This is a genomic window from Ruegeria sp. PrR005, assembly GCF_010500245.1.
GTDB lineage: Bacteria > Pseudomonadota > Alphaproteobacteria > Rhodobacterales > Rhodobacteraceae > Ruegeria_B > Ruegeria_B marisflavi.
In genome coordinates this window covers 34,922-43,090 of the sequence record NZ_JAAGOX010000018.1, presented here as the reverse complement: position 1 = coordinate 43,090, position 8,169 = coordinate 34,922, and the positions used below count along the sequence as shown (strand labels likewise).

At 60.1% G+C, this 8,169-nt stretch carries 4 protein-coding genes; all 4 read left to right on the top strand.

Features of this window, described 5'->3' with window-relative positions; translation table 11 throughout:
* The coding region (locus G0P99_RS12020; RefSeq protein ID WP_304621499.1) for an MBG domain-containing protein at nt 1–942 on the top strand (942 nt) is incomplete at its 5' end.
* 10 nt (nt 943–952) lie between these two features.
* Nucleotides 953–2,878, top strand: coding sequence for a caspase family protein (locus G0P99_RS12015; protein ID WP_164130080.1), 1,926 nt, complete (start codon nt 953–955; stop codon nt 2,876–2,878).
* A 357-nt stretch (nt 2,879–3,235) separates the two neighbouring features.
* On the top strand, nt 3,236–4,165 hold the full coding sequence (locus G0P99_RS12010) for a hypothetical protein (protein ID WP_164130078.1): 930 nt from the start codon (nt 3,236–3,238) through the stop codon (nt 4,163–4,165).
* Nucleotides 4,166–4,608: 443 nt separating this feature from the next.
* The gene (locus tag G0P99_RS12005) at nt 4,609–8,166 is read left to right on the top strand and encodes a tetratricopeptide repeat protein (protein ID WP_164130076.1); all 3,558 of its coding nucleotides are present in this window, start codon (nt 4,609–4,611) and stop codon (nt 8,164–8,166) included.
* Nucleotides 8,167–8,169: the final 3 nt, after the last annotated feature.

Sequence of the window (8,169 nt, the reverse complement as noted above, 5' to 3'; positions counted from 1 at the left end):
GCCTCGGACGCGCTGGGCACGGGGCTGGAGAACTACGCGATCTCCTATGTCGACGGGGCGCTGACGGTGACGCCCGCGCCGCTGGTGGTGACGGCGCTGAACCAGACCAAGATCCAGGGTGAAGAGTTCGTGTTCCAAGGAACCGAGTTCTCGGTGTCCGGTCTGATCGTCGAAGGCGACAGAGTGAACACAGCTCAGTTGACCAGTCCGGGCAGTGCAACCGGCGCTCTGGCTGTGGATAGTCCATTTGCGATTGCTGTAACCTCGGCCGCAGGCACCGGGCTGGAGAACTACGATATCACCTATGTTGACGGTTCGATGACCGTGGACGCGCCAGCCGATACCGTGCCGCGGCCGCCCTCAGTGGGTGGCTTTGGCCTGCCGAACCCGACAGATGACATTCGTGTCCTGTTCACCGAAGGGACGACAATTGGTGGTGGTACGAGTCCGACCGGGCTGACCAAGCAGGCAGCGTTGAAGACATTGGGAGATGTCCGGGTCCTCTCGGACCGGTTGGTGGTTGCCGCCGAAAGCTGCCAGCAGGGCAGCAACGATGTCAGCCGTTACCTCGCCTGTTTGTCGGATGCATTGAACAGTTTTGCCGGTGAGCTTGACGAGATCACGGCGGATCTGCCACCGGGTATGGAGAACGTGGCAACCATCATCCGCAATGCGCGGTCCGACATCGATCGGAGCCGCGAACGGGCGGAACGGCGCCTTGCCACGGCAACGACTGATGCCGAACGTGAGGCGATCCGCCGTGATGCGCTGGCCGAGGCCAGAACGGCACTGGACAATGCGGCAGGTGAGATCCGCAAGGCGATCGCTCTGGTCCGGGTCGATGACCCCGAACTGGCGGGGATTCAGCGTGCGACAATCACAACTGTGGCCGACTCCCTCGAAACGGTCGGTATCCAGCTTTCGCGGGTTTCGGATCTGTGATGGGGAAGTGATGCGAACCCTGATTGCGGCATTCGCCGGTCTGCTGTTCTTGATGACGTCCGGTTCTTGGGCCGAGACGAGGGTTGCCTTTGTTCTGGGCAATTCGTCGTACCGCCATATCGAACCGCTGAAGAACCCCAGGAACGACGCGCTTGATTTGACCGTGGCGCTTGAGGGGCTGGGTTTTGACGTCCTCATGGGCAGCGACTACAGCCAGGCGGATACACGAGAAGCGATAGAAGAATTCAGCGAGGCGGCGGAAACGGCCGATGTCGCCTTGTTTTTCTACGCCGGGCATGGGTTTCAGATAAACGGGCAGAATTACCTGGTGCCGACCGATGCGCGGATCTCTTCACCCGAGGATCTGCAAAACCAGACCGTGCCACTGGCGCGTGTCGTCGAAGCGCTCGAACGGTCAAAAGGTCTCAAACTCGTTTTTCTGGACGCCTGCCGGGACAATCCGTTCGGTATGGCCGGGGCCAAGCTACCCGAAGTAGGCAGCGGTCTTGCCAGGGTGGGAACTTCTGCCAATTTCATGTTCGCCTATGCGACCCAACCCGACAACGTGGCTTATGACGGCACGGGGCGGAACAGCTTTTTCACAGAAGCGCTGCTCAACCATATCTACACACCAGGACAGGATGTGTCCGAGTTGATGATCGCTGTCCGGCGCGATGTTCTGGCCGCGACCGGAGGCCGCCAGATCCCCTGGGACAATTCCTCGCTTACGCGCGCGTTCCAGTTCGACCGCAACCCGGTGACTGTGTCCGAGGAAACCATGCTGTGGCAGGTCGCCATCGAGGCGAAGAACGATGAGTTGATGCAGCTCTACATAGATCGCTACCCCCAGGGCCCGCATGCCGAGGACGTGTTGGCCTTTTTGCAAACCGGCACGCGGACCCGTGCTCTGGATTTTCGCGATGAAAAGGCAGAGGCCGAGCGTCTCTGGACCTTGGCCAGACGAAGCAGAATGCGGCCGTTGCTGGAGTTTTATCTGGAACGCTTTCCCCAAGGCGAACGGGCACCCGAAGCCCGGCGGCTGCTCGAGTTGCTGCCAAATGCCGAAGACAGCACGCCCGAGGCGATATGCGAGAGATTGGCGACACATCCCCGTGATGCGACCGCATCGGTTCCCGGTGTTCCGTTCGACCGTCTGGCCCAGAACACCCTGGCCGCGATACAAGCCTGCTCTGCCGCATCCGTTCAGTCGCCAGATCTGCCTCATTACACCGCGCTGCTGGCGCGGGCGACCGCCGCATCCGGGGATTTGCGGCGAGCGGTTCAGCTGTATCGCAGTGCTGCCGAACGCGGGGACTTGCGTGCGATGGTAAGCCTCGCGCAACTGACTGAAAGCGGGAATGGCATCCCGCAGGACACGGAGGCCGCTTTTGCCTTGTACGAGCGTGCGGCCGAGGCTGGCAGTTCGGATGCGATGATCAATCTGGCGGTATCCCTGTTCCAGGGCGACCGAGGCGAGAAAGACATTGAACGGGCCATTTCCCTTTTGCGCAGGGCCGCCGAGGTTGGATCGGCGAAGGCCGTCTTCAACCTCGGGGTTCTGGCCCAGGACGGCATGATCGACACGCCGGAACTGGCGTTGGACTATTTCCTGCGGGCGGCGCGTGATGGCGAGCATGAGGGCTATCGTGCGGCGGCGATCTTGCTGGATGAGGGACGTGGAGTTTCCCGGGATTTTGACCAAGCCGCCAATATGCTATTGCGGGGCGTCGCCGAGGATCGCGGAACGCTTTTGCAGCAATTGACGACTGCTACGAATGAATGGTCGCCGGAAACCGTTAAGGCCATTCAGGAAAGGTTGCAGGCCGCCGGATATTATGCGGGTGCCCTGGACGGATTGCCGGGGCCCAGTTTCGCGACCGCCCTGTCACGCTGGCGCAACGGCGGGTTCAAGGCCGAAGTGCTGGTGGCCAACTAGCTGCACAGGGAAACAACCACCGGGCGTATTTCGAGGCGGATGTCCTGTCGACTGCCACGTGTGCACCCGTGTTGCGTTCCACAGGTCGTGAAACCAGTGGCAACAGGCGTGCCGATCAAACAGATCGCCGCGTGGTTCGATCCCGGCAACCGAGCGTCCACTGGTTTCTTCCAAGTCTGGGGCAACCGCTGGGCCCGGGCTTCGCGAAAAATTGTCCGAGAAACAGACTGCAAAATAGTTTGGGATTTGTTAACGTTACCCTCATCACGAGTTGCCGTATTGAGCCGATTTTCAGTTTGCTGATCGATGTGGCGCGATCCGGCTGGGTTTCACGATTTACCAAGGGAGTTAACTTCGATGACACAAGGCGATTTTGATCATGACATTCTACACCCTTTGGATTGTGCAGAATGGCACCTGTGGTCCCTGCGCATCTCCAAGATCATAGCGCGAGCCTGGACGGACAAGGCGTTCAAGGCGCAACTGATTGCTGATCCTGCAAGCGCGCTGAAAGACGCGGGGCTGGCGGTACCGGCAGGTACCGAAGTCGTCGTGGAGGATGGCGCGACCCAATGGTCGATGAGCGGTTCGGCGTTCAATCGTTTAGACCGGCTGGTGTTGCCACTGCCCCCAAAGCCAAAGATCGACTCTGTCCTGAAGGCATGGGCAGACGGTGAAACCGGTCATCCTCCAATTGTTGGAGGCGATGGAGAAGTGGCCTTCTCCGGGGTCCCCGCCATCGAGGACAGCGCAGCGCGCCGGGTCGCCGAGGCGCGCCGCGTCGGTGATGCACGACGTGTGGGCGAAGCACGGCGTGTGGGCGAGGCACGGCGTGTCGCCGAGGGCCGGCGCGTCGCCGAAGACGAAGACGCAATGATCGCGGGTTCTGCGGCGCGCCGGGTCGGCGCAGCCAGACGTATCGTTGATGAGGCCGATTTCGAAGCCTCGGACGCCGTTGCGCGCCGGGTGGCCGAGGGACGGCGCGTAGTTGATGACTGGGACGAAGGGACCGCAGATGCTGAGGCCCGCCGTGTCGCGGAAGGGCGGCGGGTTGTCGAACCCGGGGGGGCGGACAGTGACAGCGCGGCGCGGCGCGTGTCCGAGGACCTCAGCTCGTCCGAGGGCCGTCGTGTGGCCGAGGAACCCCCGGCCGGGGAACAGCCTGCCACCCCCTCGACTTCCGAAGGGCGCCGCACAGCAGAAGGGCGCCGCGTCGCCGAGGATGAGCCTGCGTCCAAACCCGCAGCGAAAAAAGGTCAAAGGAAGCCCGGCAAAACCAAGTCTTGAAGGTTGCCTTAGTGGAACTGGGACATTGAACGTGGGGCTTGATGTTCACGTCATCGGATGTGATCGGAGGATGAAATACCGTCAAACAGGATCAAGAAGCGTTGAAATCAAGCCCAATTTCGGTCCCGATCCGGCCGCTCTGTCCCACTTTCATTCTCGACCAACACAAAGCCGGGCGATCGGCTGGGTATTTTCAGGCGCTTGTCATCGACGTAGACACGTCGGGCTTTACCCAGGTCACCGACGCGCTGAGCATTCATGGCCCTCAGGGTGCGGAAATCCTGGCCAGTATCATCCGCGCCATATTCGAACCGATGACCTCCTGCGTATACGAACATGGCGGATTTGTTGCCCATTACACTGGTGACGGCTTTCTTGCGGCCTTTCCGGAAACGGCGGGACTGGGATCTGCCATCAACCGCGGCCTCGCCGCCGGGTGGGAGATGCGCCAGACCATCCGGTCCCGACACATTTACAAAACGCGCTTCGGCACATTCACCATCAACGCCCGAATTGGGATCGCCGACGGTCGAATGAACTGGCGCATTCTGCGGGACGGCTCTTGCCGGCGACATATCTATTACTTCGATGGAGCCCCGATCGTCGATGCCGCCAAGGTTCGGCAACTGGCCGGGCCGGGCGAGTTGATTGCGGCCTCGGCCACCGCGGAAAGGTTCTCAGCGGCGACAAAAACCAAAAGCGTTCACGGCGGGGCAGCCCGAATTGTGGACGATGCCGAAAACCTTCTGGCACCGCTTCCTTTGTCACCGGTACCGGAAACCAGCGATCCACTTGTCACCGATTTCTACCCCGATACGGTGGCAATCGCCGAAGGATACGGGCAGTTTCGCTGGACAGCGACACTGTTTGTGCATCTGGACCGACCGAAGGAAGAGCTGGAGGAGTTCGTTACCACCCTCTTCGAGGCTCATGATCTGTATGGCGGTTTCATCAATGGCATCACGGATGGTGATAAAGGGTGCACCGCGCTGATATTTTGGGGGGCGCCGATTGCGACAGAGGATGATGTCGGGCGCGCCATAGAGTTCGCCGTTCATGTTTTGGGGCATCTGGGAACATCCGCCAGCGCCGGATTGACCTATGGCCTGTCGCATGCGGGATTTTCCGGGTCGCGGCGTCACGAAGTCTATACTTGTGCCAGCCGATACGTGAATCTTGCGGCCCGGCTGGCCTCTACGGCAGAACCCGGGCAGCTTCTGCTGGACAACTCCACCCGGGATCATGCGCTAGGGCGTTTTCACTTTGATTTCGTCGGCAATCTGGAGTTGAAGGGGTTCTCGGACCCACAGCCAGTCTATGTGCTGGGGGAAAGACGCGACATCCATGCCCAGGTGACCACCTCTGGCGATATCGTCGAACGCGACGAGCAGATCAGTGAACTTCTTGGGGCTGTTCAGGCGATCCTCGACTCCGGCGGGGGCGGAGCGGCGGTTGTGACCGGGGGGGCAGGATCTGGGAAAAGCACCCTGCTTTCGGTCGTCCACCAACGGTTGAAGGAGTCGTATGCGAGCCAGGGCACATCAGCGGTCGTCATCAACCTGATTCCGGAAACTGTTCTGGAGAGGCCGCTTGGCCCTTTCCTCAGAACTCTGGAAGAGGGTTTCAGATTGAGCGCATTGAAGGACGAGGCGGAAAGGCGATCTGCTTTTCTCTCCGAGTTTGACAATCTCTGTGATCAAACCCCGGACACCGAGCTGCGCGAAGAACTGGAGTTTACCAGATCCTTTATCGCGGCACTCCTGAATGTACATTGGTCGGACTCAACATATGCGCAGGTCGGGCCCGAGCTTCGGAGTCGAAACACTTTCCGTGGGATAATTGCGTTATTGCGGGCCTTGGCCGGGCGCAATCCGTTGATGCTGATTGCGGAAAACGTGGGCACGTTCGACACGGCGTCCAAACAAATGCTCAATTTGATTTCAAGCCAGTCGGCCTTTCCGGTCGCCTTGCTTGCCAGTTGCCGCCTTGACGACAACGGCAATGTTCCCGACATGCCGTTCGGGCGTGAAAACCTTCAAGCGATGATCCGACTGGACAGCTTGAGCCCGAGTGGCGTGCGTCAGATCGCCGAGCGGGCCTTGGGTGCCCCTGTGTCTCAGCGCCTGGTCGAGTATCTCCGGGACAAGAGCGCCGGGAATCCACTCTACCTCGAACAACTGATTTTGACGTTGAGTTCCTCGGGCGGGTTCTTGCATCGGGGCACGGGGGTGAACGCGCGTGTGGAGTTGGCGCCGGACGCTGTGGCGCACCTGCCTCAGGGGTTGAGCGGTATTCTCATGGCGCGCATAGACCGTTTGCCAGGGCGGCTGAAATCCGTGATCCAGGTCGCCGCCGTTCTGGGCGATGAATTCGGAGCTCGGCTTTTGCGGAAGATGCTCAATGATGACCGGATGATCGCCGACGCGTTGGAAGAGGGGCAGGCGCAACAGATCTGGGTGGAACACGCGCCCGGTCACTATCGGTTTCGGCATGCCATGCTGCGGAATGCGATCTATGACATGCAACTGGTTGTGGTGCGCAGAAACCTGCATCGCCAAGCCGCGCAAACGTTGGAGGGTTTGTCCGCAGAGGATGACCTCGACCGGATGGAGGCTCTGGCCTATCACTTTGAACAGGGTGAAATGCCGGAAGAGGCGCAGCACTATCTGCGGGCGGCCGGCGATATGGCACACCAAAAGCTGGATGCACCCAGGGCGATCTATCTTTATCGGCGGCTTTTGAAATACAGTATCGAGCTTGATCTGCAAGTTTCGATCAGTGCGCGCCTGGGGGCCTTGCTGGCGCTGACAGGAGATTGGGAAGAGGCTGTTCAGGTACTGGAACACGGCCTTTCCGGCATTCTCGCGGCCGAAGATCCCAGACAAGAAATCGACATGCTGATCGTTTTGGGTGACGTTCTGCGCCAATCGGGGGATGTCGCCAGGGCGCGAGAGCGGCTGGAACTGGCCTGGGCCATCGCGCGCCGCGCAAATGACCAGGAGATGGTCGGCAAGTCGCTCAGCATGCTTGCTGGAACGTACAAGTATTCTGGAAATTACTACCGCGCGCAGGAATTCTATCGGCAATCCCTGGCGGTTGGCGAGCGCCTTGGAGACCAGAACCTGATTGCGATTTCCTTGGCTGGCATTGCTTCGGCGCATGGGCTTCTGGGCACTTACAGGCAAGCCATCGAAAACAACCGGCGCGCGATTCCTATCCTTGAACAACTCGGTAACAAACAGGAACTGGCCTATCCGATTGGAAACCTCGGGATTGATCTGTTTACCGTTGGCGAGTTCGACGAGGCACTGGGGGTCCTGGAACGTGCGCTCAAGGTTTCCAGTTCCATTGGGGATCGGCCGGGGGTCTGGTTTGCAAACCATTTCATCGGCCGTGTCCATCATGAGTGCGGGAAGCTGGATCTTGCCATCGAAGCCTATGAACGTGCCATGCGAGAGCGGCGCACCCTGGGTGGAGATGCCATTCCCTATGAGACCTTGCCGCATCTCGCTGCCGCCAAGGCATCCCTGGGCGATGACGTCGCCGCCATTGCCACCCTTTCCGAACATTTGGACATGTTGCAAGGCGGCGAAACGGACCACGAACATGGGCTGACGTATCTGTGTGTCGCGAGGTTCTTGAGACACAGGTTGACCTTGTCGTCCGAAGCGCGTTCCAAACTGGATCAACTGGCCGATCGTGGTTTTGGCCCCGATCCGTTGGCATGGCTTAGGGAAGCGGACCAAAGCGCGCGGGCCGGGCTGTCCATGGGGCTTGGTGCCAGAATTCGGACCTTGGTCGAATGCGCCAGACATTGGTTGGAACGGGATCAAGATACAGACGCCGCCACCGGTTGCCTTGCCGCAGCGTACAAGCTCGCGTCCGACTTCTCTCTTGCCGGAGAACGTCGTTTCATCGTTTCCTCGGCGCGAACCATGGGGCTGGATGTCGAAACACTGCCGTGGGCGTCGCCGCTGCTGTCACCATTCGGCGAGGATTGAGGG